Here is a 21084-nt window from a genome sequence, read left to right on the forward strand (position 1 = left end):
CGTTACCGTTCCTGATCTGTGTCGGCGCCGAAAAAGAATTCGTTGGCGTTGTTGTAGAGGTAGTTGTCGAGGACGGCGGCGGGTAGGTCGAGGGCGTTGGCCTCGGGCACCACCCGGTGCTGGCGCAGCACCGGCCAGTCGGAGGCGAAAATGACCTTATCCGGACCGCGGGTGCGCATGTAGTGAATAAGGCTGTCCGGTAACCGCTTCGGCGACCACGCCGAAGTCATCAAGCGCAAGTTGCGGTACTTGATCAGCATCCGAATCGCGATGTCCCACCACGGGTCGGCGCCGTGGATCATGCACAGCTGCAGTTCCGGGAAGCGCACGCACACCCGGTCCAGATGGATCGGGTTCTGCACCTCACCGGGGATCGGCGGCCCGGGCAGACCGGTGTTGACGCACAGCGGCAACCCGATCTCGGCGCACTTGGCGTACAGCGGGTAGTACACCGCATCACTCGGCGGGTACTGACCGTCGGCCCAGAAGCTGGGACCTACGACCGCGTAGGCCACCGGCAGGTCAGCAGCTACCGCTGTCAGCTCCCGCAACGACTTCACCGGACGCAGCAGGTTCATGCCGCCCATGGCCAGAACGAACCGATCGGGACGTTCGCCGACGAATTTGCGCGCGGTCACCGAGGGTTTGGGCAGGTTGTCCATAAGAATGGCCTTGCGCACCCCGTGTTCGTCCATCTCGTCGAGCAATTCGGCGAGGTCGACGGGATCGAACATCGACTGCGGGCCATTGAAGTAGTCGTCGCGGACGTTGTTCATGAACGCGGGCTGTACTTCCGTTTCGCCGAAATGCACGTTGACGAGACAGTCGATGACCGGCCGGGGCGGGGGTTGCGTCATTGCTGCGCTGTCCCTGCCGCGCTTGAGGATTCGGCGTGACACCTGGCCCATCGGTAGTCGGCTTTGCCGTTGCCGAGCCGGGTTACCCGGTCGACCGCGCGGAAAACCTTGGGCACCGTGAATCGCGCCAACGCGTTGACGTTGACGGGCACCACCCGCGCCTTCAGGCACGCGATGACCATGTCGGGGTACGGGTCGTTGTGCATGAACAGTGCCACCCGGTCTTGACCGCATTCCCAGTTGGCCAGCCCCGCACGTTCGGCGTGAACGCCAAACCCCCTGCCGGCCAGATAAGCCGCGAGTCGGCGGGTCCGGTCCGCGGATTCGGCGAACGTGCTGCGGCGGGCGTCACAGCCGGTCATCACCCGATCGGGCACGGCGTCGGCAACCGTGTCCAGTACCGCCCCGATGGTCCACTCGCTCATCGGGCTTGCTACACCGACGCGTGCCGCGACTGTGAATCCGTCGACGCCCCGGCCGCGGGTCGCGTCGCGGCATTCACAGTCGCGCCTGAGAAATTTGCACCCAACAGGTCAAGCGCGTTGCCGCGCATGACTTTCCGGACATCTTCCGGGCTGAACTCGGGGAACTGCGGAATGTCGGCGGTGAACGACATGGGATCGGCAAGCCCCTCACCGTGGGGCCAGTCCGAGCCGAACAGAATCTTGCCCACCCCGATCGTCTCGGCGAGCAGTTTCACGTCGTCCTCGTAGTAGGGCGCGATCCAGACGTTGTTCTTCAGCTGCTCCACCGGGTCCGCTTTGAAGTGGTACGGCGCGGTGTTGGCGGCCTTCTTCAGCCGCTTGATCAAGCGGTAGACGAAGTACGAACCGTTCTCGATGCTGGCGACTTTCAGCGTGGGATGACGGGTGAAGACCTGGTGCACGATCATGGAGGCCATCGAGTCGTGGATCGCACGGTCGTCGAGGAGCACCTGCTCGAGTGGATCCTTCCTGCCGAATCCCTCAAAGGTGGCCTTGCCGCCCCACAAGGCGTTGATCGCCAGATACCCGCTGTCGCTGAGGTGGAAGCCGACGGGGACACCGGCTTCGGCCAGCCGCGCCCACACCGGATCGTGCAACGGATCGCCCAGCGAGCGCGGTTGGACACGCCCGGGCACCGGCGCGGGACGTACCAGGACCATCCTGGCGCCCCGGCCGAGCACGAACTCGACCTCATCGACCGCCTTGCCGGGGTCGGCCAGCGAGATGATCGGCGCCGAGATGATGCGATGATCGGTCCGGTCGAATCCCCAGTCCTCGTCAAGCCACTGGTTGAACGCATGCACCGACGCCATCGTGGCGTCGATGTCGGTCTTGAGGGCCTCCTCGACGCCACAGGCGAAGGTCGGCAGCATGAATACCGTCTCCAAATTCTGAGTGTCCATCACCTGCACCCGGGCATCCCGGTGCTGGTACTCGGGATGATCAGCCAGCCGGTCGACCTTCATCAGCGACGCCGGGTCGACGCCCTCGGGAATCTCGCCGCGAAAGAGCAGATCCAGACAGCCCGGCTCGATGATCGGGTCGAAGGTCGGGTTGGGGATGAACTGATTGACGCGTTCGCCGATCACCGCCCAGGTGCGCTTCTCGTCGCGCAACATCCGCACGCCGCGCCGCCTGAATTCGTTGGGCAGGTGCCGCGTGAACGAGTCGATCGGTTCGTAATAGTGATTGTCGACGTCGATCGCCTGGTAGCCCAGCGTTGCCATCGTGGACGTCCTTCCCCAGTGAGCCACCGGCCCGCCGACGCGCGGCTGCCAGTACATACTGTATACCTATCGGTACTGCTTTCTGCAATGACCGCCGAGGCTGCTCAGAATCCGAGGAATGCCTGATCAAAGGACCTGTGTGTGCGCGATTCACCCATGCCGCAGGGCCGTGGTGGCACCCGGGACATAGGTAGCCACATACGGTACTGACTACAGTAGGTCTCACGTCGACGTGGCCGCAGGAAAGAGGTTTGCCGATGATCAGGGTGATGGAGGGCATCCGCGTCCTCGAGGTTGCGCAGTTCACCTTCGTTCCGGCCGCCGGAGCGATCCTCGCCGATTGGGGAGCCGACGTCATCAAGATCGAGCATCCCGCGCGCGGAGACACCCAGCGGGGCTTTCTCAACATGGGTGGCATCCAGATCGATCCTGACCGCCATCCCCTGATGGAGCATCCCAACCGGGGCAAGCGCAGCGTCGGTGTCGACGTGTCGACGCACGGCGGTCAGGAAGTGCTCTACGAACTGGCCAAGGTTTCCGACGTCTTCCTCACCAATTACCTGCCCGCGCAACGGCAGAAGAACAGGTTCGACGTCGAGCACATCCGCGCGGCGAATCCCGACATCGTCTACGCCCGCGGTTCGGCGTACGGCGACAAGGGCCCCGAGCGCGGGACCGGTGGGTACGACGGAACGGCATTCTGGACCCGCAGTGGCGTGGGATATGCCCTGACCCCGGCCGAACTGGGCGGCGCACTGGGACAGGGCATTCCCGCGTTCGGCGACTCCATCGGCGGCATGTTCATCGCCGGGGGCATATCGGCGGCGCTGCTGCACCGGGAACGTACCGGGGAGGCCCTCGAACTCGACGTGTCGCTACTGAGCACCGCCTGGTGGGCGGCGGGCGCGAGCGTCACCCAGGGCATGGAGACGGGACAGGTGATGCGAACACCCATGCCCGGCTCTCTTGCGCCCTCGGTGAATCCGTTCATGGGCAACTACCTGACCTCCGACGGAGGCACCATCAACCTCTGCATCATCAGCCCGACCGGCTTGATCCGGGATACGTTCGAGCACCTGGGGATCCCGGAGGCGGCCGACGATCCCCGCTTCTCCGAGGTGCTGCCGCTGATCCAGAACGCCGATGCGGCCGGCAAGCTCATCGCTGATGCTTTAGCCCGCAAGCCGTTCGCGTACTGGCGCCAGCACCTGAAGACCATGAAGGGCCAGTGGGCACCGTTCCAGAGCCTGCTCGACCTGGCCGAGGACGAGCAGGCGATCGCCAACGACATGATCGCCGAGGTCGAATTGGCCAGCGGCGGAGCACCATTCAAGGTGGTGCGGGGACCGGTCCAGTTCAACCATGAACCGCTGGAAACTTCTCGGGCACCACAGGCCTCCGAGCACACCGAGATCGTCCTGATGGAGATCGGCATGGACTGGGACCGCATCGCCGAACTGAAGGATGCGGGAGCCATCGCCTGACCCCGGCGGCTACGCGCTGGCAGCTGCCTTACGTTGGGCGATCTTGGCCCGCACTTCGTTCATGTCCAGGTCCTTGACCTTGGCGATCAAGTCCGCCAGGATCGCGGGCGGCATCGCTCCGGCCTGGCTGTAGACGAGGATCCCGTCCCGGAACGCCATGATCGTGGGAACGGAGCGGATACCCACGGTCGCGGCCAGGTCTCGCTCCGCATCGGTGTCCACCTTGGCGTGGACGACGTCTGCGTGCTGCTGTGCGGACCGCTCGAACACCGGCGCGAAGGCCCGGCACGGCCCGCACCACGGGGCCCAGAAATCAACCAGCACAATCGGGTTAGCCACGATCGTCGTTTCGAAATCGTTGGCGGTGAGGGACTTGACGGTCATTGTTCTTCCTTGTCTCTCGTAGTGAACATGCAACGGAGAAGTGCTGGACGATCAGTGAGTCGAACCCTCGGCCGTCGCGTGATCGGGCATCGTCTTGCGCAGCGCGCGATGCCGCGAGTTCAGCTTGTCCAGTAGCTTTGTCCGTTCATGCATCTCGTAACATCGATACCCCCTCCGGTATTCCGACGGATAACATCGGACGACCACCGAGGCAGTCGGCAGCCCCGGCGACAGAGGCCGTTCGGCCCTAGGAAACCCGCTCCGGCAGAGGCATTCTGAGTGCAGAGCAATCGGCGCATTGACTGTCCTATATACCCCACAGGGTAGATAGCTAAGGGAACCCGCCAGTACTCGACGGAGAAACGAAGGGAGCACCGATGGCACGAGTCCTCATCCTCGGCGCGGGTATCGCAGGGCACACCGCCGCGTTGCATCTGCGCCGCTGGCTAGACCGCAAGCACGAAGTGGTCGTCATTTCTCCGAACGCCGACTGGAACTGGATCCCATCAAACATCTGGGTCGGCGTTGGTCGGATGGATGCGGCCAAGGTACTCATCCCGTTGCGGCCGATATACCGGCGCAAAGGCATCATCTTCCACCAAGGGCTCGCCAGGGCGATCCACCCGGAGGGAAAGACCGACCAGTCGACGCCGTCGGTGGACTTCACCTACACAGACGCGGCACACCATGACCAGTCCGCCAACCTCACCTATGACTTTCTCATCAACGCCACTGGCCCACAGTTGAACTTCGCGGCCACCCCCGGACTCGGCCCTGAGGGCAACTCCTATTCGGTGTGCACCGCTGCCCACGCCGTCGAGGCCGCCAAGGCGCTTGACGGGGTAATCGCCCGGCTGAAAGCCGGTCACAAGCAACGACTTGTGATCGGAGTCGGGCATGGCACTTGCACCTGCGAGGGTGCGGCTTTCGAATACGCCTTCAACGTCGAACACACGCTGCGCTCTGCCGGAGTGCGTGATCTTGCCGAAATCGTCTATCTGACAAACGAATACGAACTCGGCGACTTTGGTGTAGGTGGCATGAGCTTTGTTGAGCAGGGATTCGTGCAATCCAGCAGACTGTGGACCGAGTCGTTATTCCGTGAGCGCGGGGTCAAAGCCATCACCCAGGCCGCGGTGCACGAGGTTATGGACGGCAAACTGCGCTACGAGCAACTCGACGGCAGAGAGCATGATCTCGACTTCGACTTCGCCATGCTGCTTCCGCCGTTCAGGGGTGCAAGTCTCGCCGCCTACGACAGGGACGGCAACGACATCACCTCCGATTTGTTCGCCGCATCAGGTTTCCTCAAGGTGGACGCGGACTATTCGGCCAAACCTTACGACGAGTGGACTGCTGAGGACTGGCCGCACACTTATGAGTCCACCGCCTATCCGAACATCTTCGCCCCGGGAATCGCATTCGCGCCTCCCCACCCGATATCCAAACCGCGTAAGAGTCCCAACGGGACTGTCATCACCCCTAGCCCGCCGCGTACCGGTATGCCATCAGGTGTCATGGCCAAGACGGTTGCTGAAACCATCCGGGACCGGATCGTCAAGGGCACCAACAGTCCTGCCCACCGCGCCTCGATGGCGAGCATGGGAGCCGCGTGCGTCGCTTCGGCAGGCACTGGTCTTCGTGAGGGCTCTGCGGCGGCCATGACGATGTTCCCGGTGGTGCCCGACCCTGCGAAGTACCCCCAGACCGGCCGCGATATCGCCGGCACCTCAGGTGAACTCGGTTTGGCAGGCCACTGGATAAAGGCGCTGCTGCACTATCTCTTCATCTACAAGGCCAAAGCACGCCCGTTCTGGTGGCTGATCCCCGAGTGAAAGGTACTCCCACATGACCGAAACGGATTCGCAGGTCAACATCCAGACCGCCGAGCGCATCGCCGATGCCCCACTACCCACCGACACGACGCGGCGGAGGCGTCAGAACCTTGCCATTCAGATCTGGCGTTTCGTCCGAATCAATCTCAGGATGATGCGAATCATCCGGGCTCATTGATCCTGCTTGCACACAGCTGAAAGCGCAGGCCAGTCTGCCCCGCCTGGCGGCATCATTCCTGTGGTCGGCTAGGCGTTCGCCGGCACTTGCTCGCGACGTTCGACAGGCTTGACAGCGTCGGTCTCTTCACCCAGGAGAAGGGAGCGTACCAACCGGCGCGGCCCGAACGGCCGGAGCATGTAACTGGCGGGACGTGGCCGCACCTTCAGGGGCCACCAGAACCACCTGCCCAGCAGGGCGGCAATTGACGGTGTCATCAGCGATCGCACGATCAGCGTGTCGAACAGCAAGCCCAGCCCAATCGTGCTGCCGGCCTGGCCGATTGAGCTCAGGTCACTGGCCGCCATGGACATCATGGTGAAGGCGAACACCAGGCCCGCGGCGGTGACGACGCCGCCGGTCTCACCCATCGACCGGATGATGCCGGTCCGCAGGCCCGCGCCGATCTCCTCCTGGAACCGTGAGACGAGCAACAGGTTGTAGTCGGATCCGACGGCGAGCAGGATGATCAACCCGAACACCGGCGCGATCCAGTTCAATTCCAGGCCCAAGATGTGTTGCCACACCAGCACCGAGAGCCCGAATGCCGCACCCAGCGACAACAACACCGTGCCAACGATCACCAGCGAGGCGACCAGGGCTCGGGTGATCACCAGCATCACGATGAATATCAGTGTCAGCGCTGCGATGCCGACGATCAACAGATCGAACTGGGAGCCGGTCTGGATGTCGTTGTACACCGCTGCCGTGCCGGTCAGGAAGAACTTCGCGTTGGCCAACGGCGTGCCCTTGACGGCCTCGTGGGCGGCGTTGAGTTCGGGCTTGACGGCCGCAATGCCTATCGGCGTGGCCGGGTCGGCGTCGTGGGTGATGATGAACCGGGCCGCCCTGCCGTCGGGTGACAGGAATAGCTTCAGGCCGCGCTGAAAGTCGGGGTTGTCGAACGCCTCCGGCGGTAGGTAGAAGTAGTCGTCGGCTTTGGAAGAGTCGAACGCCTGGCCCATGGCGCTTGCGGTGTCGGTCATGCGGGACATCTGGGTGACCAGACCGGAGAAGCTGCTGTGCAGCGTCAGCAATGTCCCTTGCATGGATTGTGCGACCGCGATGATCGGGGGGAACTCGGCCACCATCGCGGGCAGCAGGGCGTCGATGTTGTTCATGTCGCCCAGCAGGGTGGTCATGTCCTCGCTGAACTTGTCCACTCCGTCGATAGCCTCGAACACCGACTTCGCCGCCCAGCAGGCTGGAATGTTGAAACAGTGCTGCTCCCAGTACAAATAGTTGCGGAACGGCCGGGCGAAGTCGTCGAAGTCGGCCAGGTGGTCTCTCATCTCGTCCAGCGTGGCCTTCATCGCACTCATGTCGCCGACCATGTGATGAGTTGTGCCGCTCATCTGCTTCATCAGGCCCTGCATCCGCTGCATCGAACCGATCATCACGCCGAGGTCATCGCTCATGGTGAGCATGTCGGCCATCCGGTCCTTCATGAACTGCAGGTTCTGTTGTATCGGAAGCGACTGCATGCTGACCTGGAACGGGATCGAACTGTGCTCGATCGGGCCACCCAACGGCCTGGTGATGCTCTGCACGCGGGCAATTCCCGGCGTCCGGAAGATGTCCTTGGCGACGCGGTCCAGGATGATCATGTCGCTCGAGTTCCGCATGTCATGGTCGCCCTCGATCATGAGAATGTCGGGATTGAGCCTGGCCGCGCTGAAATGGCGTTCTGCGGCGTTGTATCCGACGTTCGACGGTAGATTCGAGGGGATGTAATAGCGATCGTTGTAGCTGATCGCCATGGTCGGCACCACCAACAGGCCGACCAGCGCGATCAGCAGCGACGCAACGAATATCGGGCCCGGCCAGCGGACGGTCGCGGTTCCCATCCGCCGCCATCCCCGCGTCTTGATCATCCGCTTCGGGTCGAGCAGACCGAACCCAGTCGCCACCGCGACGACGGCCGGTGCCGCGGTCAGCGCTCCGGCGATCACGACGAGCAATCCCAGGGCTGACGGAATGCCGAGGGCCTTGAAGTACGACAGGCGCGCAAAGTGCAGGCAGAAGGACGCCCCGGCAATGGTCAGTCCGGAACCCAGGATGACGTGGTAGGTGCCGCGGAACATGGTGTAGTAGGCCGTTTCCCGGTCTTGCCCGGACTGCCGTGCCTCTTGATAGCGTCCGATCAGGAAGATCGCGTAGTCCGTTCCCGCCGCGATGGCCAGCGAGGACAGCATGGCGACAACGAACGTCGAAAAACCCAACAGGTCGTAGTGCCCCAGCACGGCGACCACTCCTCTGGCCGTGCCCATTTCAAAGCCGACCATTACCAGAACCAGCAACACGGTGACGACGGAGCGATAAACGACGAACAGCATGATCATGATGACCACACCGGTCACGCCCATCATCTTGAACATGCTTTTGTCGGCGGATTCGTTCATATCCGTCGTCAGCGCTCCCGGGCCGGTGACATATGTCTTGATGCCGGCAGGTGGCTTCGACTCGTCGACAATCCTGCGGACGGCATCGACGGACTCGTTCCCGAGGGTGCTGCCCTGATTACCGGCCACGTTGAGTTGGACGTACGCGGCCTTGCCGTCCCCGCTCTGTGAACCGGCGGCGGTAATCCGGTCACCCCATAAATTCTGAACGTGCTGAACGTGTTTCGCGTCGGCCGTCAGCTTCCTTATCAACCCGTCGTAATAGGCGTGCGCCTGGTCGCCGAGCTCTTTGTCGCTTTCCAGGACCACCATCACGATGCTGTCCGAATCGGACTCGTGGAACGTGGCACCGATGCGTTTCGCGGCGATCATCGCGGGTGCATCTTGCGGCGACATTGTCACCGCGTGGGTTCTGGCAACCGACTCGATCGGCGGCACCAGGAGATTGACGGCAAGCGTGAGAAGGAGCCACACCAGAATGATGGGAATGGCGAAGGCGCGCACAAAGCGCATGAAGGGCGGACGGCGGTCAGCGTCGGTATTCATGCGGCCTTCACCAGACAGAAGGTTTGGGCGTGGTGGCCACTGGACGCCTGCTCATCGCGGACATCGCCGTTGACGGTGATGCGACAGCCGATACGGTCGCTGTCTCCCTGGGCTATGACATTGGCGATGACCGCCGGGGAGGTCGTCGAGATCGTGTAGGTCCAGGGCAAACTGCTGAACTTCGCTTCCTCGGCTTGAGCATTCTTGTTCAAGTAGTTCACGCTTCCCGTCGTGCCGCTGGGCCCGAAGACCTCATAGGTCACGGTCTTTGGGTTGAAGGACACGATGGTCTCCGCGGCGGTGCCGGTGGTCGAGAAAAGTTTGTCGGAGCCGAAGACGTCGCGCAGGCGCTGCACGGCCGTACCGCCCATGGCAATCGCCACCACGACGACCAGCGGTATCCAACCTCGCTTCAAAAAGGCGAGCATACGATTTCCCCTGTTTCTTGGCCTTGCCCTCGGTGAGTCTCGCGCGGGCCCGGACGCACCGGAAGGGCCGTTCGGCCTTTGTTACCAAGGCCTTCGGTCGCACATCTGCCATCGTGCGCCCTCATCACGCCCTCCTTCCCGGTAGCAGAGTCCTAGGACCAACGCCTTGAATATACCCTACCCCGTATGGCATAGCGCAGAGTCGTGGCAACGGGATGCTTTGTCTGCGTGCGGTAGACAACTGGGTCTGGCTCAGGTGCGGCCACCCGGGTGGGATGGACCAGAGGTTCGCCGTCACGTCCGAGACGTCGCGGGTACGCGACTCCCCCACCGAACTGTCGGACAGTCAGATTTCCGTCAGGGCGGGGAATCGCGGCGGTCGCTTCTGCAAGAAGCTGACAATCCCCTCCACGACATCGGGCCGGGGCAGTGCCTCCCACATGAGCGCTTCGGCGTCCGCGGTGGCGGTGGCGACATCGCGGGAGGCGTCGCCGTAGGCCTGGCGCTTGATCACCGCCATCGCCGTCGGCGAACAGTACTGGGCGATGCCCTCGGCGTATTCCAGCACTCGCGCCATCAGACCTTCGGGCGCCACCACTTCCTTCACCAGACCCAGCTCGGCCGCTTCGTCGGCCAGAAAGGTGCGGCCGCTCAACAACAGGTCCAGCGCAACGCCCCAGCCCACCAGGCGGGGCAGGATCCAGGAGATGCCGAACTCGGCAATCAGTCCGCGGCGGGCGAACACCGCGCCGAACTTGGCGCCGGTCGCGGCGAACCGCACATCACACATCAGCGCCTGGGTCAGGCCGATGCCGACGCAGGGCCCATTGATGGCCGCGATGACAGGCTTTCGCAACTCGGTGACGAAATGCGGTGGTCGTTCACCTACCAGATCCGCGACACTCCTGCCGGCCGCGCTCGCCAAAGAATCACCGACGCTCCCCGCCGATCCAGACGCACCCAAGTGGGCGCCGGCACAGAACGCCCGACCCCGGCCGGTCACCACGATCACCTTGATCGCCGGGTCCTGTTCCGCGCGATCTACCCCTGAATAGAACGGGCCGGCCATATCCGGACCCCAGGCGTTGAGACGGTCGGGACGATTGAGCGTGACGATCGCGACACCCCGCGGGGTGCTCTCGTACAGCACCGCGGCGTCGTCGTCGGCTGCGCTCATCGGTGACTCCTCATCGGGTACCGCTAGATTGCTCACCCATACCGTATACCTAACGGTATTTCATTCCGCGAGAGCCGGCGGCGCTCGCCGCACCTAGGGCCGGCCAGCTCGATGAGGCTAACGAGACACGCGACGCCCCGTGACCAGCTTCACGATCGCCAGCAGGATGATCGCGCCCAGCAGGCAGGTCAGGAAGGAGAACAACAATCCACCGCCGGCCACGTCGACGCCGAAGCCGCGCAGCAGAAAGCCGCCCAGGAGTCCTCCGACGATCCCCACCACGATGTTGAGGACGAGGCCCATCTGCCCATCGGTTTTCATGATCTTGCTGCCAATCCAACCGGCCAGACCGCCGATGACGATCCACCCGATCACACCCAGAGTGAGCATTTCCAGTCCGAAGTCGCGATTGCCGTCGCAGTGATCGGCACCGGTATGCCCGCCATTGCCGGGTGGTAATCCGGGTTTGGAAGGACACCTGGCTGGGTTATCGGTAGCAAGCGCGCCGGCCGCGCAATCCGGCTTACAGGAGGACACCGTGACCACGACAAAAGCAGTTGCTCACCGCGTAGGACAGGCACGCACCCTGGCCCTGCGCGCCCAGATCGCAATGACACTCACCCAACTCCTGCTGTGGCCGGCGCTGATCGGTACAGCGGTCGCAGTCGCACTGTGGGCACGACGTCGGCTCACCGGCAGCGCGCAGGAGACGTCCGCTTCGGCGCCGCCAACCGAGGTCGTGACCAGTGACACATCGCCAAACCGTTTGCCCTGACCGCTGAAAAGGTAACCCAGGGACAGCAAAACGAAAGGGAGAACACAATGGCGAACGAGAACAGCGGCCCGGCCGAGGCCATCAAGGGCGTCGTGGAAGACGTCAAGGGCAAGGCCAAAGAGGCCATCGGCACGGTAGCGGGCCGCAACGACCTGGTCAACGAGGGCAAGGCCCAGCAGGACAAGGCCGAAGCTCAGCGCGACGCCGCCAAGCACGAGGCCCAGGCCGAGGCGGCACGGGGCGAGGCCAAGGTGCAAGAGGCACGCCAAGAGGCCCAGCAGTAGCCAGCCCACAGCTATCCAGGAGGCCCGGTCCATCGACCGGGCCTCCTGCTTTGAAACCGTTGTCCTGCAGGGTTTTCGACTGTTATCCGACAAGCCCCAGCCGGCGATACGCGGCCTCGATCTGCGACTTGGCCTCGGCCGGCAACTCGGCCTGCGGCGGCCGCGAATGCGGGTACGAACCGATCGGCAACCCCAGCAAGGATGCCGCGTACTTGAACGCTCCACCCCAATGGGTGAAGTAGTCCGGGCGGCCCGGATAGCAGGTCCACCACGAGCCCAGGTCGAGGTCGAACTGGTCCAGCCCAGACTTCCGTCCATAGTCCATCGCATCGAGCAGTCTGTCCGCCATCACCAGATCCCAGTACTCGGAGAACAGCCGGCGCTGAGGCGTTTCGAAGAGATAGCCGACAGTCCCCAGTTGTGCCGGGCAGACAACGCCTGCGCGTAACCAACCGGCCCGGTACACCGTCCGGTCGCATTCCCAGAGCACCAGGCCGGGCGCGAGTTCGTGCAGCCGCCGACTGCTTTCCGGCCGGAATGCGCCCTCTTTGGTAGCGCACACCGCCGGCACTTCATCGTAGATTCGCGCGCTTTCGGCCGCCGTCAGGACGTAACCCGACGAGGGCGAATTGAACATGCCAAGCGCAATGTCCGTGCGCGCCGCGATGTAGGAGAAGAATCGCAGCACGCCCTCGCCGCCATGTGCCTCCATCATCGGCGTCTGGATGTAGGCGATGTCGGCGCCCGCCTGCTGGGCGTGCAACGTCAGTTCGAGACAATCCTTTGCCGTCATGGCCGCGGTACACGCCTGTATGACGACATCGGGATTTGTCCGCCGTCCCTCGTCGATCGCGACTTCCAGCAGGCGCTTTCGCTCGTCGAGCGTCAGCGCCCAGAACTCGGCCAGACCGCTCGTGCACCACAACATCGGATGCCCGAGGTCGCCGACGCAATAGCGAACCAGCGTTCGGTAAGCGTCCCAATCGATGTCGTCGCCGTCGGTTCCGCAGAACGGCGTGTAGAGGGAGTCACCGATTCCGCGCAAGGCGCCGGGCGCCCAGGAACGCGCCTTACTCGCGGTTGCCATCACAGCCCCTCTCAGCCGGCGTGATCGTGGTAATCATCCGGCAGCGGCCGCGTTCGCCAATCCCTGCTCCATGGCTTAGCCTGTGGCTCACTCGGTGGCTGCCGACCCGCCGTGTTCCGCCGGCCCGGCGATCTATACCAAAAAGCCTACGATAGGTATTACAGTAGCAGATGGAAACCCGCACATGCGGTGAAGATCAGTGGAGGTGCCCGGGAGTGGCAAAGCAGGCGACTGCGGAAAAACGGCAGCGGCGCGAACGCGGGTCCATCAATCCCGAGGACATCATCAGCGGCGCTTTTGAACTGGCGGAACAGGTTTCGATCGACAACCTGAGCATGCCGCTGCTCGGCAAACACCTCGGGGTCGGCGTCACCAGCATCTACTGGTACTTCCGCAAGAAGGACGACCTGCTCAACGCCATGACCGACCGCGCGTTGAGCAAATACGTCTTCGCCACCCCATACGTCGAGGCCAAGGACTGGCGCGAAACGCTGCGCAACCACGCGCGCCTGATGCGAAAAACGTTCATGGGCAACCCGATTCTGTGTGATCTGATTCTCATTCGGGCGGCGCTGAGCCCGAAGGCAGCCCGGGTCGGTGCGCAGGAGATGGAAAGGGCCATCGCCAACCTGGTCGAGGCCGGACTGTCACCGGAGGATGCCTTCGACACCTACTCCGCGATTTCGCTGCACGTACGCGGGTCGGTGGTGCTCCATCGACTGCACGAAAAGAACAAGTCATCGGAGGACGGGCTGCGCACCATAGAAGAGGCGGTGGCCGTCGACCCGCAAACCACACCGCTGATCGCCCAAGTCACGGGCAAAGGGCACCGTATCGGCGCTCCGGACGAGACCAACTTCGAGTACGGCCTCGAATGCATCCTGGACCACGCCGGCCAGTTGATCGAGGCGGGCACGTCGGCAGCAAAAGCCACCAAGGCCGCGCCCCGCAAGGCCGGAGCGCGGAGCCGGGCCAAGACCTCGACCACCCGCTAGCGCTGCGGACGGAACCTCATGCGTCGAGTTCCGGAACGTGGAAGTGTCGGTCGCGCAATAGAAGCCTCCTCGGTGCCGTGTTGTGCGCGCGCCTCGACGAGGTTGAACTCACCCGGCGCGAACTGCAGGTTGGTACCGAAGGCGTGGAACAGGTAGCTTGCGACTTCCTCGCCCTGGTAGGCCTGGCATTGTTCGACCGGCCGGAATGCTTCCTCGGCGATGACGACGCCGTCGGCCGGCATCTTGGCCGCTTTCTCCGCCCAGTACCGGGCACGCGCCGTCACCGACCCGGGATCGCAAGTGTCGGTGAAGATTCCGAGGTGTGCGACGTCGTCCGCCTCGATGATGTCGCCGGTCAGCAGCAGGCGCCGGGCCAGCACCGGGCCCAACCGGTGGAAGAACATGTGCAGACTGCCCAATGCCGCAGCTGATCAGCGTGCAGGAGTTACGCGCACACCGATACCTCGACGCCGCAGACCAGGTACCGGCAACCGAACTCCCCGCGTTACAACACATCTGGCCGGCCAGCCGGCTCGCACGCTACCGCGAACGAACCTGTCCGGCGGATCGTCGATGCGATGACCCAGACGGTTACCCCCGCCACCCGGACCGAGACCACGTCGACCTCTCGTCGCAGCGTCCCGGCAGGCTGGATGCGCTCCTGCCCGCCGAAGAGCTGCGCCCACCGGTGCGCGGGTGAGCGGCGCCACCCCCTATCCCGGCGAGGTGCAGTGCGCACTGCGCACCATCGAGGGCGTCGAAGCCGCCTACGTCAGCAACGACGCCGGCAGTGCCGGAGAGCGGGTGGGCGCCGCAGTGCTCTGTCACCGTCTCGATGTCGATCAATTACGTTCCGCAGCAAGGCAACTACTGAGTTTCTTCAAGGTACCCACGGTATGGGCGGTATGGGACCCCGATGATGACGTGCGCCGTGGCGGGACCGGGAAAGTCGATATCGGTCGGCCGCGGGAGCTGCCGACCCACAGCTCTAGGGCACCCGCGTCCAGGGTTGACAGTTCTGCGACTCGAAGGCCTTCACCGATGTGTTGATGTTCGCGAACATCGGACCGACCGAGATATTCGTCTGGAGTACATGCTCCTTGTTCGCATCGGGAGTGCTGTAGGTGAACCATGCGCACATCGAGTCCTGCGTCGGCACGTTGTTGATCCAAACTCCGAACGTCGACGCCGAACCGGCGGTGCGGTAAAGGCCCGGCGCGATATCCGGTCCGACGACGAAAACACCGTTCCCCGGGATCGGATCCAGCGGTTCGGCCGAGGCAGGCGGCGCCAACGCGCTCGCAGACACGCAGGCGGTGAGTATGGCCGTAGCGCGGGCCAGTATGCGCGGCATGCTGTTCTCCCTGCAGTGCGATCTCCTAGTGCACAGTAGGCCCAGGCGCGTTCGACCAGCAACCGAACCGGTCATGCAGTGCCGGAGTGTGGGCGCCGATGGTATTCGTCTTATCGCCGGTTTCGTGCACCTTCTCGGGGTGATGGAGGCAGCTGACAGGGGCCGGCTGTGATCCAGGTGCTCCGTGGGCGTTGCGGGGGGTGATGTATTTGCGGAGTTCGACCATCCTGTTGTCAGGTCCACAGGCCACCGAAGCACCCATGTGAGCTCATCGATCCAGTTCGCCCAGCTGGGTCATCGCCTCCGGGCTTATCCGGGTGTCCGGGCGTCAGCCTCCAGCACCCGGAGCACGGGTGCGGACTGGGCGCAGGCGTTGGCAGCGCTACGCGGGTCGGTGTCCCAACCCGAATGTTGTTAGCGGGTAGCGCCGTTCAGCGAACGCCGTCAGCGCGGCCTTCGTCCTGCATCACCACTCCGCGCTCGATGAGGTGCTCGATCAGCGGAATCGCGCTGGCGGCCAGGTGTTCGGACATGGCGGCGCGGGCCTGCTCCTCGTCATGGTTGCTCAGCGCGGACAGCACCCGCCGATGGTCTTTGACGGCCTGATCGGGCCAGTGCTCGATCGTGGGAAACACCGATTCGGGAGCGTAACGGGTGATCTGCAACATGAGCTGAGCCAGCTTCGCCGAGTCCGCCGCGATGTTGACGGCCCGGTGAAAGTCGTGGTTGAGGCGGACCGTGCGCTCGTCGTCGTCGGCCGCATAGGCGGCCTCGAGTTGGGTCTGGATGTCCTCGAGTTTGCGCAACTGGTCCTCGGTGATGTTCAGCGCTGCGCGCGCGGCCAGCTCGCCGCCGACATAGGCCTGCACGTTGGCCACGTCAGCGAGGTCGCGCCGGGTCAACGGCAAAACCACAAAGCCGCGGCGCGGCTGTTGGGCGACAAGGCCTTCGGCGCGCAGCGCGAACAGTGCCTCGCGCACCGGCGTCACACTGATGCCCAGCTCCAGGGCCAGCTGGTCCAGCCGGACGTACTGGCCGGCGGCATAGGTGCCCTCGAAGATTCGCTTCCGAACGAAACTCGCGACATCCTCCGAGAGCTGCGGGCGCGCGCCAAAATCGGGGACGGTCACGGCTTCACACCCGATACTCGTCGATCAGCCGCTTGCTGATAATCAGCTTCTGTATCTCGCTGGTCCCCTCGCCGATCAGCAGGAACGGCGCATCGCGCATCAGCCGCTCGATCTCGTACTCCTTGGAGTAGCCGTAACCGCCGTGGATACGGAAACTCTGTTGGGTCACCTCCGAACAGAATTCGCTGGCAAGGTATTTCGCCATCCCCGCGGCCATGTCATTGCGTTCCCCGGAATCCTTCAGCCGGGCGGCATTGACCATCATCAGATGTGCCGCTTCCACCTTGGTGGCCATTTCGGCCAACTGGAAGGCGATGGCCTGGTGGTCGGCGATCGGCTTGCCGAACGTGTGCCGTTGCTGGGCGTAACGCACCGCGAGCTCGAAGGCGCGAATGCCGATCCCGCAGGCACGGGCTGAGACGTTGACCCGGCCGACTTCGATGCCGTCCATCATCTGGAAGAAGCCCTGCCCCGGTTGGCCACCGAGGACGTCGTCGGCACTCGCACAGTAACCGTCGAAGATGAGTTCGGTGGTATCGATGCCCTTGTAGCCCAGCTTGTCGATCCTGCCGGGGATGATCAGCCCGGGTACCACTTCGCCGAAACCCGTCGGCTTCTCGACCAGGAACGCGGTCAAGTTCCGGTGCGGCTTGTCCGCGCCTTCGTCGGTGCGCACCAGCACCGCCACCAACGTCGAGCTGCCGCCGTTGGTCAGCCACATCTTCTGGCCGTCGATCGTGTAGGCGCCGTCATCGTTGCGGGTGGCGCGGGTACGAATCGCGGCTACATCCGAGCCCAGTTCCGGTTCTGACATCGAGAACGCGCCGCGCGTCTCGCCGGTGGCCATCCGCGGCAGGAACCGGTGCTTCTGCTCGTCGGTGCCGTGCTGTCGCAGCATGTACGCGACGATGAAATGCGTATTGAGCACACCCGATACGCTCATCCAGCCCCGCGCCAGCTCCTCCACACACAACGCATAGGTCAACAGCGACTCGCCCAGCCCCCCGTACTCCTCCGGGATCATCAGGCCGAACAGGCCCATGTCGCGCAAACCATCGACGATAGCCTGCGGGTAGGTGTCACCACGTTCGAGTTCCGCTGCGTTCGGAATGACTTCCTTATCGACGAATTGCCTCACCGTGGAGACGATTTCGGTCTGTACCTGGGTAAGGCCGAGGGTCTGGGCAAGTCTGGTCATGCGCTGGGTTCCTCTCAGCCTGCGATGGTTTTCGCACTCGCCAGCCGCGCGAAGTCTGCAGCCGTCAAACCCAGGTACTCGGCCAGCACATCGGTGGTGTCAGCCCCGAGCGCCGGCGCGGCCGCACTGGCGGGGTGGACACCGTCGAACGCGGCCGGCATCGCCGGGGCCAGATAGTCCCCGACTCCTGGTTGGTGCAGTAGGGAAAACAGCGGATTCGCGGTGACTTTCGCGTCATCGGCGACTTCGGCGAAGGTACGGTATCGCTCGTGCAGGACGGTGGTCCCGGCCAGTGCGGCACTGATCTCGTCAGCGCTGTGGTCGGTGAACCACGTGCCGAACAGTCCCGAGAGCACGTCGCGGTACCGATACCGGTCGCCCTCGGCAGCGAAGTCCGCATTCAACGCCTCAGCCAGCGCCGACACCGCCGCACCGGTACCAGTCACTTCGACCAGGTCACGAAAGTGCCTCCGGGTCAACAGAACAACCATGAACCTGACCCCGTCCCGGCTGACGAAGTCCTGACCGTACTGGCCGTAGATGGAGTTGCCCACCCTGGGCCGCTGGGTTCCCAGCACCTGGGGCTCGGTCAGCAATCCGAGGTTACCGGCGGTGGCCAGCGCGACGTCTTCGAGGGCGATACTGACGCGAGCGCCCTGCCCGGACCGGTCGCGACGACGCACCGCGGACACGACGGCGAGCGCGGCATAAAGGCCGCAGCTGACGTCCCAGGCGGGTAAGACATGGTTGATCGGACCGGCATGATCGGCCGGCCCGGTGACGAGCGGAAAGCCGGTGGCCGCATTCACGGTGTAGTCCACACCGGTGGACCCGTCCCGGCGCCCGAGCAACTGGACGTGAATCACGTCGGGGCGCCTGGTCACCAATGTCTCGTATCCGAGCCACGTCATTCCGGCGGCATTGGTGACCACGATGCCATCCGATTCGACGACCAGCCGCTGCACCAGTTGCTGTCCCTGCTCAGCGCGCAAATCGACAGTGACCGAACGCTTTCCCTTGTTGAGTCCGGTCCAGTAGATCGAGGTGCCGTCGTCGGTAAGTGGCCAGCGCTGGACGTCGGCTGCGCCGCCGATCGGGTCGACGCGGATGACTTGCGCGCCCAGCTGATTCAAGGTCATGCCGCACAACGGCGCCGCGACGAAGCTCGACACTTCGATGATTGTGGTGCCGGCCAGCGGCAGCGCGGGAGCGGTCATGTCACCCGCTCGAACACGGCCGCCAACCCCTGGCCGCCGCCGATGCACATGGTCTCCAGCCCGAAGCGCGCCTGACGGCGGTCCAGTTCGCGCGCCAGGGTTGCCAGCATCCGCCCGCCGGTGGCACCCACCGGATGCCCTAGCGAGATTCCCGAACCGCGCACGTTGGTGCGATCGTGATCGGTGGCACCGAACTTCCACTCCCGCATCACCGCCAGGGCCTGAGCCGCGAAGGCCTCGTTGAGTTCGATGAGGTCGATGTCGTTCAGGCGGAGACCGGCCTTTGCCAGGGCTGCCTCCGTTGCCGGTACCGGGCCGATGCCCATGACGTTGGGCGCCACGCCGGCCTGGCCCCACGACACCAGGCGCACCAGCGGCGTCAAACCGAGTTCGGCCGCCTTCTCCGGCGTGGTGACCACGCACATGGACGCGGCGTCATTCTGCCCACTGGCATTGCCCGCGGTGACGGTGGAGTCCGGATCCTGTTCGGCCAGTAGCGGTCTCAGCTTGCCCAGCGATTCCGCCGTGGTGTCGGCGCGGGGGTGTTCATCGGTGTCGATCACTTCCTCGCCGTGGCGGGAGCTCACCGTTACCGGAACAATCTCGTCGGCCAGGATGCCAGCCTGCTGCGCTGCCACCGCGCGTTGGTGTGATCGCACCGCAAGATCGTCTTGTTCGCGACGTGAGACGGCGTACTGCCGGCGCAGGTTCTCGGCGGTCTCGAGCATGCCGCCCGGCACCGGGTAGTGCCGTCCGCCGGCGGTGACCCGCCCGCGGGCCAGGCCGTCGTGTACCTGGACACCGGAACGTGCTCCGCCCCAACGCATGTCGGTGGAGTAGAACACGACGTTGCTCATGCTTTCACAGCCACCGGCGACCACCAGGTCGTTGTTCCCGGAGTTGACCTGCAGGCACGCCTGGATAACCGCCTGCAGGCCCGACCCGCAGCGCCGATCGACCTGCATTCCGGGCACCGTGACCGGCAGTCCGGCGTCCAGTGCCACCACCCGCCCGATCGCAGGCGCCTCGCTGCTCGGATAGCAGTGACCGAGAATGACATCCTGCACTGTGCCGGTTGCGATCCCGGTGCGCTGCAGCAACCCTTTCAGTGCCGCGACACCCAGGTCGACGGCGCTCAGCGACTTGAACATTCCGCCGTACCGGCCGATGGGTGTCCGCACGGGTTCGCAGATCACCGCTTCCTGCCGAGCGCCTGTCACAGGTGCCGGCCTCCGGTGATCTCCATGACCGTCCCGGTCATGTACGAGGACAGGTCCGAGGCCAGAAACAAGGCAACGCTTGCCACCTCGCCGGGCTCGCCGGCGCGGCCCATCGGAACCTCGGCCACCTTCGAATCCCAGATGCGCTGCGGCATGGCTTCGGTCATCGCCGAGCGGATCAGACCGGGTGCGATCGCGTTCACCCGAATGCCCAGGTAGGCAAGCTCTTTGGCCGCGGCTTTGGTCATCCCGACGATACCGGCTTTGGCTGCCGAATAGTTGGTCTGGCCGATCATTCCGACCTTGCCCGACACCGACGACATGTTGATGATGGCGCCACGCTTGTTTTCCCGCATGATCGCCGCGGCCAGCCGGGTGCCGTTCCACGTCCCTTTCAGGTGCACGTTGATGACCTGATCGAACTGTTCCTCGGTCATCTTGCGCATGGTTGCGTCACGGGTGATTCCGGCGTTGTTGACCATGATGTCCAGGCCGCCGAAGCGCTCTACGGCAGTCTGCACGAGCGCTTGGACCTCATCGGCTTTCGTCACGTCACACCGCACGGCCACCGCAACGTCATCACCACCGAGCCCCCGGGCCGCCGCCTCGGTGGCCTCGAGATTCACATCGCCGAGCACCACCCGGGCACCCTCGGCAACAAACCGCTCGGCGATCGCGAAGCCGAGTCCTTGAGCCGCCCCCGTGACCACCGCGGTCTGACCGTCCAGCATCGCCACCTGTACCACGCATCCTTCGTCAGGCCCGCCACGGGCACATCAACCC

The 21084-nt window shown here is 64.1% G+C and carries 21 protein-coding genes and 2 pseudogenes; 7 read left to right on the top strand and 16 right to left on the bottom strand.

What is annotated here, in order from left to right:
* Nucleotides 1-2: 2 nt before the first annotated feature.
* The 3 genes and pseudogenes from AC5Y7D_RS03095 to AC5Y7D_RS03105 form a co-directional block, all read right to left on the bottom strand.
* Nucleotides 3-857 carry an amidohydrolase family protein gene (locus tag AC5Y7D_RS03095; protein WP_499921429.1) on the bottom strand — a complete coding sequence of 285 codons (855 nt, stop codon included), beginning with the start codon at nucleotides 855-857 and terminating at the stop codon, nucleotides 3-5.
* A 134-nt stretch (nucleotides 858-991) separates the two neighbouring features.
* Nucleotides 992-1282, bottom strand: a pseudogene (locus tag AC5Y7D_RS03100) (acyl-CoA synthetase); the annotation flags it as partial.
* An 8-nt stretch (nucleotides 1283-1290) separates the two neighbouring features.
* Nucleotides 1291-2568 carry an amidohydrolase family protein gene (locus AC5Y7D_RS03105; RefSeq protein WP_499921431.1) on the bottom strand — a complete coding sequence of 426 codons (1278 nt, stop codon included), beginning with the start codon at nucleotides 2566-2568 and terminating at the stop codon, nucleotides 1291-1293.
* Nucleotides 2569-2837: 269 nt separating this feature from the next.
* Here AC5Y7D_RS03105 and AC5Y7D_RS03110 point away from each other — a divergent pair, with 269 nt between their 5' ends.
* Nucleotides 2838-4052 (top strand): CaiB/BaiF CoA transferase family protein, encoded by a 1215-nt coding sequence (locus tag AC5Y7D_RS03110; RefSeq protein WP_499921710.1) that lies wholly within the window; start codon nucleotides 2838-2840, stop codon nucleotides 4050-4052.
* A 9-nt stretch (nucleotides 4053-4061) separates the two neighbouring features.
* On the opposite strand, the gene trxA is transcribed toward AC5Y7D_RS03110, so the two are convergent.
* Complete coding sequence (trxA, locus tag AC5Y7D_RS03115; RefSeq protein WP_499921434.1) at nucleotides 4062-4436, bottom strand: thioredoxin; 375 nt, start codon at nucleotides 4434-4436, stop codon at nucleotides 4062-4064.
* 377 nt (nucleotides 4437-4813) lie between these two features.
* Here trxA and AC5Y7D_RS03120 point away from each other — a divergent pair, with 377 nt between their 5' ends.
* Both AC5Y7D_RS03120 and AC5Y7D_RS03125 read left to right on the top strand, forming a co-directional pair.
* Nucleotides 4814-6271 carry an NAD(P)/FAD-dependent oxidoreductase gene (locus AC5Y7D_RS03120; protein WP_499921436.1) on the top strand — a complete coding sequence of 486 codons (1458 nt, stop codon included), beginning with the start codon at nucleotides 4814-4816 and terminating at the stop codon, nucleotides 6269-6271.
* A gap of 13 nt (nucleotides 6272-6284) precedes the next feature.
* On the top strand, nucleotides 6285-6449 hold the full coding sequence (locus tag AC5Y7D_RS03125; RefSeq protein ID WP_499921438.1) for a hypothetical protein: 165 nt from the start codon (nucleotides 6285-6287) through the stop codon (nucleotides 6447-6449).
* Between the two features lie 68 nt (nucleotides 6450-6517).
* Here the strand turns inward: AC5Y7D_RS03125 and AC5Y7D_RS03130 are convergent, their stop codons facing one another.
* The 4 genes from AC5Y7D_RS03130 to AC5Y7D_RS03145 form a co-directional block, all read right to left on the bottom strand.
* The gene (locus tag AC5Y7D_RS03130) at nucleotides 6518-9436 is read right to left on the bottom strand and encodes an MMPL/RND family transporter (protein ID WP_499921440.1); all 2919 of its coding nucleotides are present in this window, start codon (nucleotides 9434-9436) and stop codon (nucleotides 6518-6520) included.
* Nucleotides 9433-9864, bottom strand: a complete 432-nt coding sequence (locus AC5Y7D_RS03135) for an MmpS family transport accessory protein (RefSeq protein ID WP_499921442.1) — start codon at nucleotides 9862-9864, stop codon at nucleotides 9433-9435. Before AC5Y7D_RS03135 ends, AC5Y7D_RS03130 begins: the two co-directional genes overlap by 4 nt.
* 346 nt (nucleotides 9865-10210) lie before the next feature.
* Complete coding sequence (locus AC5Y7D_RS03140) at nucleotides 10211-11041, bottom strand: enoyl-CoA hydratase (RefSeq protein ID WP_499921444.1); 831 nt, start codon at nucleotides 11039-11041, stop codon at nucleotides 10211-10213.
* 117 nt (nucleotides 11042-11158) lie between these two features.
* On the bottom strand, nucleotides 11159-11431 hold the full coding sequence (locus AC5Y7D_RS03145; RefSeq protein ID WP_499921446.1) for a GlsB/YeaQ/YmgE family stress response membrane protein: 273 nt from the start codon (nucleotides 11429-11431) through the stop codon (nucleotides 11159-11161).
* A 148-nt stretch (nucleotides 11432-11579) separates the two neighbouring features.
* Here AC5Y7D_RS03145 and AC5Y7D_RS03150 point away from each other — a divergent pair, with 148 nt between their 5' ends.
* Nucleotides 11580-11816, top strand: coding sequence for a hypothetical protein (locus AC5Y7D_RS03150; RefSeq protein WP_499921449.1), 237 nt, complete (start codon nucleotides 11580-11582; stop codon nucleotides 11814-11816).
* A 47-nt stretch (nucleotides 11817-11863) separates the two neighbouring features.
* Nucleotides 11864-12100 carry a microaggregate-binding protein 1 gene (mbp1, locus tag AC5Y7D_RS03155; protein ID WP_499921453.1) on the top strand — a complete coding sequence of 79 codons (237 nt, stop codon included), beginning with the start codon at nucleotides 11864-11866 and terminating at the stop codon, nucleotides 12098-12100.
* 82 nt (nucleotides 12101-12182) lie between these two features.
* On the opposite strand, the gene AC5Y7D_RS03160 is transcribed toward mbp1, so the two are convergent.
* Nucleotides 12183-13187 carry a dihydrodipicolinate synthase family protein gene (locus AC5Y7D_RS03160; RefSeq protein WP_499921455.1) on the bottom strand — a complete coding sequence of 335 codons (1005 nt, stop codon included), beginning with the start codon at nucleotides 13185-13187 and terminating at the stop codon, nucleotides 12183-12185.
* Between the two features lie 170 nt (nucleotides 13188-13357).
* On the opposite strand from AC5Y7D_RS03160, the gene AC5Y7D_RS03165 reads away from it, so the two are divergent.
* Entirely contained in the window at nucleotides 13358-14182 is an 825-nt protein-coding gene (locus AC5Y7D_RS03165) for a TetR/AcrR family transcriptional regulator (RefSeq protein WP_499921456.1), read from the top strand.
* Nucleotides 14183-14198: 16 nt separating this feature from the next.
* Here AC5Y7D_RS03165 and AC5Y7D_RS03170 read toward each other — a convergent pair.
* Nucleotides 14199-14604: pseudogene (locus tag AC5Y7D_RS03170) on the bottom strand (enoyl-CoA hydratase/isomerase family protein); the annotation flags it as partial.
* Between AC5Y7D_RS03170 and AC5Y7D_RS03175 the strand changes: the two are divergent.
* Entirely contained in the window at nucleotides 14601-14882 is a 282-nt protein-coding gene (locus tag AC5Y7D_RS03175; protein ID WP_499921459.1) for a hypothetical protein, read from the top strand. The pseudogene AC5Y7D_RS03170 and the gene AC5Y7D_RS03175 sit on opposite strands and share 4 nt — an antisense overlap.
* Before the next feature lie 288 nt (nucleotides 14883-15170).
* On the opposite strand, the gene AC5Y7D_RS03180 is transcribed toward AC5Y7D_RS03175, so the two are convergent.
* The 6 genes from AC5Y7D_RS03180 to fabG all read right to left on the bottom strand — a co-directional run bounded on the left by AC5Y7D_RS03180 (nucleotide 15171) and on the right by fabG (nucleotide 21032).
* Entirely contained in the window at nucleotides 15171-15536 is a 366-nt protein-coding gene (locus tag AC5Y7D_RS03180) for an Rv1352/Rv1906c domain-containing protein (RefSeq protein WP_499921462.1), read from the bottom strand.
* A 431-nt stretch (nucleotides 15537-15967) separates the two neighbouring features.
* Entirely contained in the window at nucleotides 15968-16666 is a 699-nt protein-coding gene (locus AC5Y7D_RS03185) for a GntR family transcriptional regulator (protein WP_499921464.1), read from the bottom strand.
* A gap of 4 nt (nucleotides 16667-16670) precedes the next feature.
* The gene (locus AC5Y7D_RS03190) at nucleotides 16671-17864 is read right to left on the bottom strand and encodes an acyl-CoA dehydrogenase family protein (protein ID WP_499921466.1); all 1194 of its coding nucleotides are present in this window, start codon (nucleotides 17862-17864) and stop codon (nucleotides 16671-16673) included.
* Between the two features lie 14 nt (nucleotides 17865-17878).
* On the bottom strand, nucleotides 17879-19081 hold the full coding sequence (locus AC5Y7D_RS03195; protein WP_499921467.1) for a CoA transferase: 1203 nt from the start codon (nucleotides 19079-19081) through the stop codon (nucleotides 17879-17881).
* Complete coding sequence (locus AC5Y7D_RS03200) at nucleotides 19078-20301, bottom strand: acetyl-CoA C-acetyltransferase (protein ID WP_499921468.1); 1224 nt, start codon at nucleotides 20299-20301, stop codon at nucleotides 19078-19080. The genes AC5Y7D_RS03195 and AC5Y7D_RS03200 overlap by 4 nt, the downstream gene beginning before the upstream one ends.
* Nucleotides 20298-21032 carry a 3-oxoacyl-ACP reductase FabG gene (gene fabG / locus AC5Y7D_RS03205; protein ID WP_499921712.1) on the bottom strand — a complete coding sequence of 245 codons (735 nt, stop codon included), beginning with the start codon at nucleotides 21030-21032 and terminating at the stop codon, nucleotides 20298-20300. The genes AC5Y7D_RS03200 and fabG overlap by 4 nt, the downstream gene beginning before the upstream one ends.
* Between the last annotated feature and the right edge of the window lie 52 nt (nucleotides 21033-21084).

The organism is Mycobacterium sp. NGS49 (assembly GCF_059812565.1).

Bases quoted from the DNA above. Each gene is read 5' to 3' on its own strand.
- fabG (WP_499921712.1), bottom strand. From the start codon at position 21,032: ATGCTGGACGGTCAGACCGCGGTGGTCACGGGGGCGGCTCAAGGACTC.
- AC5Y7D_RS03175 (WP_499921459.1), top strand. From the start codon at position 14,601: ATGCCGCAGCTGATCAGCGTGCAGGAGTTACGCGCACACCGATACCTC.
- AC5Y7D_RS03125 (WP_499921438.1), top strand. From the start codon at position 6,285: ATGACCGAAACGGATTCGCAGGTCAACATCCAGACCGCCGAGCGCATC.
- AC5Y7D_RS03120 (WP_499921436.1), top strand. From the start codon at position 4,814: ATGGCACGAGTCCTCATCCTCGGCGCGGGTATCGCAGGGCACACCGCC.
- AC5Y7D_RS03180 (WP_499921462.1), bottom strand. From the start codon at position 15,536: ATGCCGCGCATACTGGCCCGCGCTACGGCCATACTCACCGCCTGCGTG.
- mbp1 (WP_499921453.1), top strand. From the start codon at position 11,864: ATGGCGAACGAGAACAGCGGCCCGGCCGAGGCCATCAAGGGCGTCGTG.
- AC5Y7D_RS03165 (WP_499921456.1), top strand. From the start codon at position 13,358: ATGGAAACCCGCACATGCGGTGAAGATCAGTGGAGGTGCCCGGGAGTG.
- AC5Y7D_RS03095 (WP_499921429.1), bottom strand. From the start codon at position 857: ATGACGCAACCCCCGCCCCGGCCGGTCATCGACTGTCTCGTCAACGTG.
- AC5Y7D_RS03190 (WP_499921466.1), bottom strand. From the start codon at position 17,864: ATGACCAGACTTGCCCAGACCCTCGGCCTTACCCAGGTACAGACCGAA.
- AC5Y7D_RS03195 (WP_499921467.1), bottom strand. From the start codon at position 19,081: ATGACCGCTCCCGCGCTGCCGCTGGCCGGCACCACAATCATCGAAGTG.
- AC5Y7D_RS03135 (WP_499921442.1), bottom strand. From the start codon at position 9,864: ATGCTCGCCTTTTTGAAGCGAGGTTGGATACCGCTGGTCGTCGTGGTG.
- AC5Y7D_RS03145 (WP_499921446.1), bottom strand. From the start codon at position 11,431: ATGCTCACTCTGGGTGTGATCGGGTGGATCGTCATCGGCGGTCTGGCC.
- AC5Y7D_RS03130 (WP_499921440.1), bottom strand. From the start codon at position 9,436: ATGAATACCGACGCTGACCGCCGTCCGCCCTTCATGCGCTTTGTGCGC.
- AC5Y7D_RS03160 (WP_499921455.1), bottom strand. From the start codon at position 13,187: ATGGCAACCGCGAGTAAGGCGCGTTCCTGGGCGCCCGGCGCCTTGCGC.
- AC5Y7D_RS03140 (WP_499921444.1), bottom strand. From the start codon at position 11,041: ATGAGCGCAGCCGACGACGACGCCGCGGTGCTGTACGAGAGCACCCCG.
- AC5Y7D_RS03105 (WP_499921431.1), bottom strand. From the start codon at position 2,568: ATGGCAACGCTGGGCTACCAGGCGATCGACGTCGACAATCACTATTAC.
- AC5Y7D_RS03110 (WP_499921710.1), top strand. From the start codon at position 2,838: ATGGAGGGCATCCGCGTCCTCGAGGTTGCGCAGTTCACCTTCGTTCCG.
- trxA (WP_499921434.1), bottom strand. From the start codon at position 4,436: ATGACCGTCAAGTCCCTCACCGCCAACGATTTCGAAACGACGATCGTG.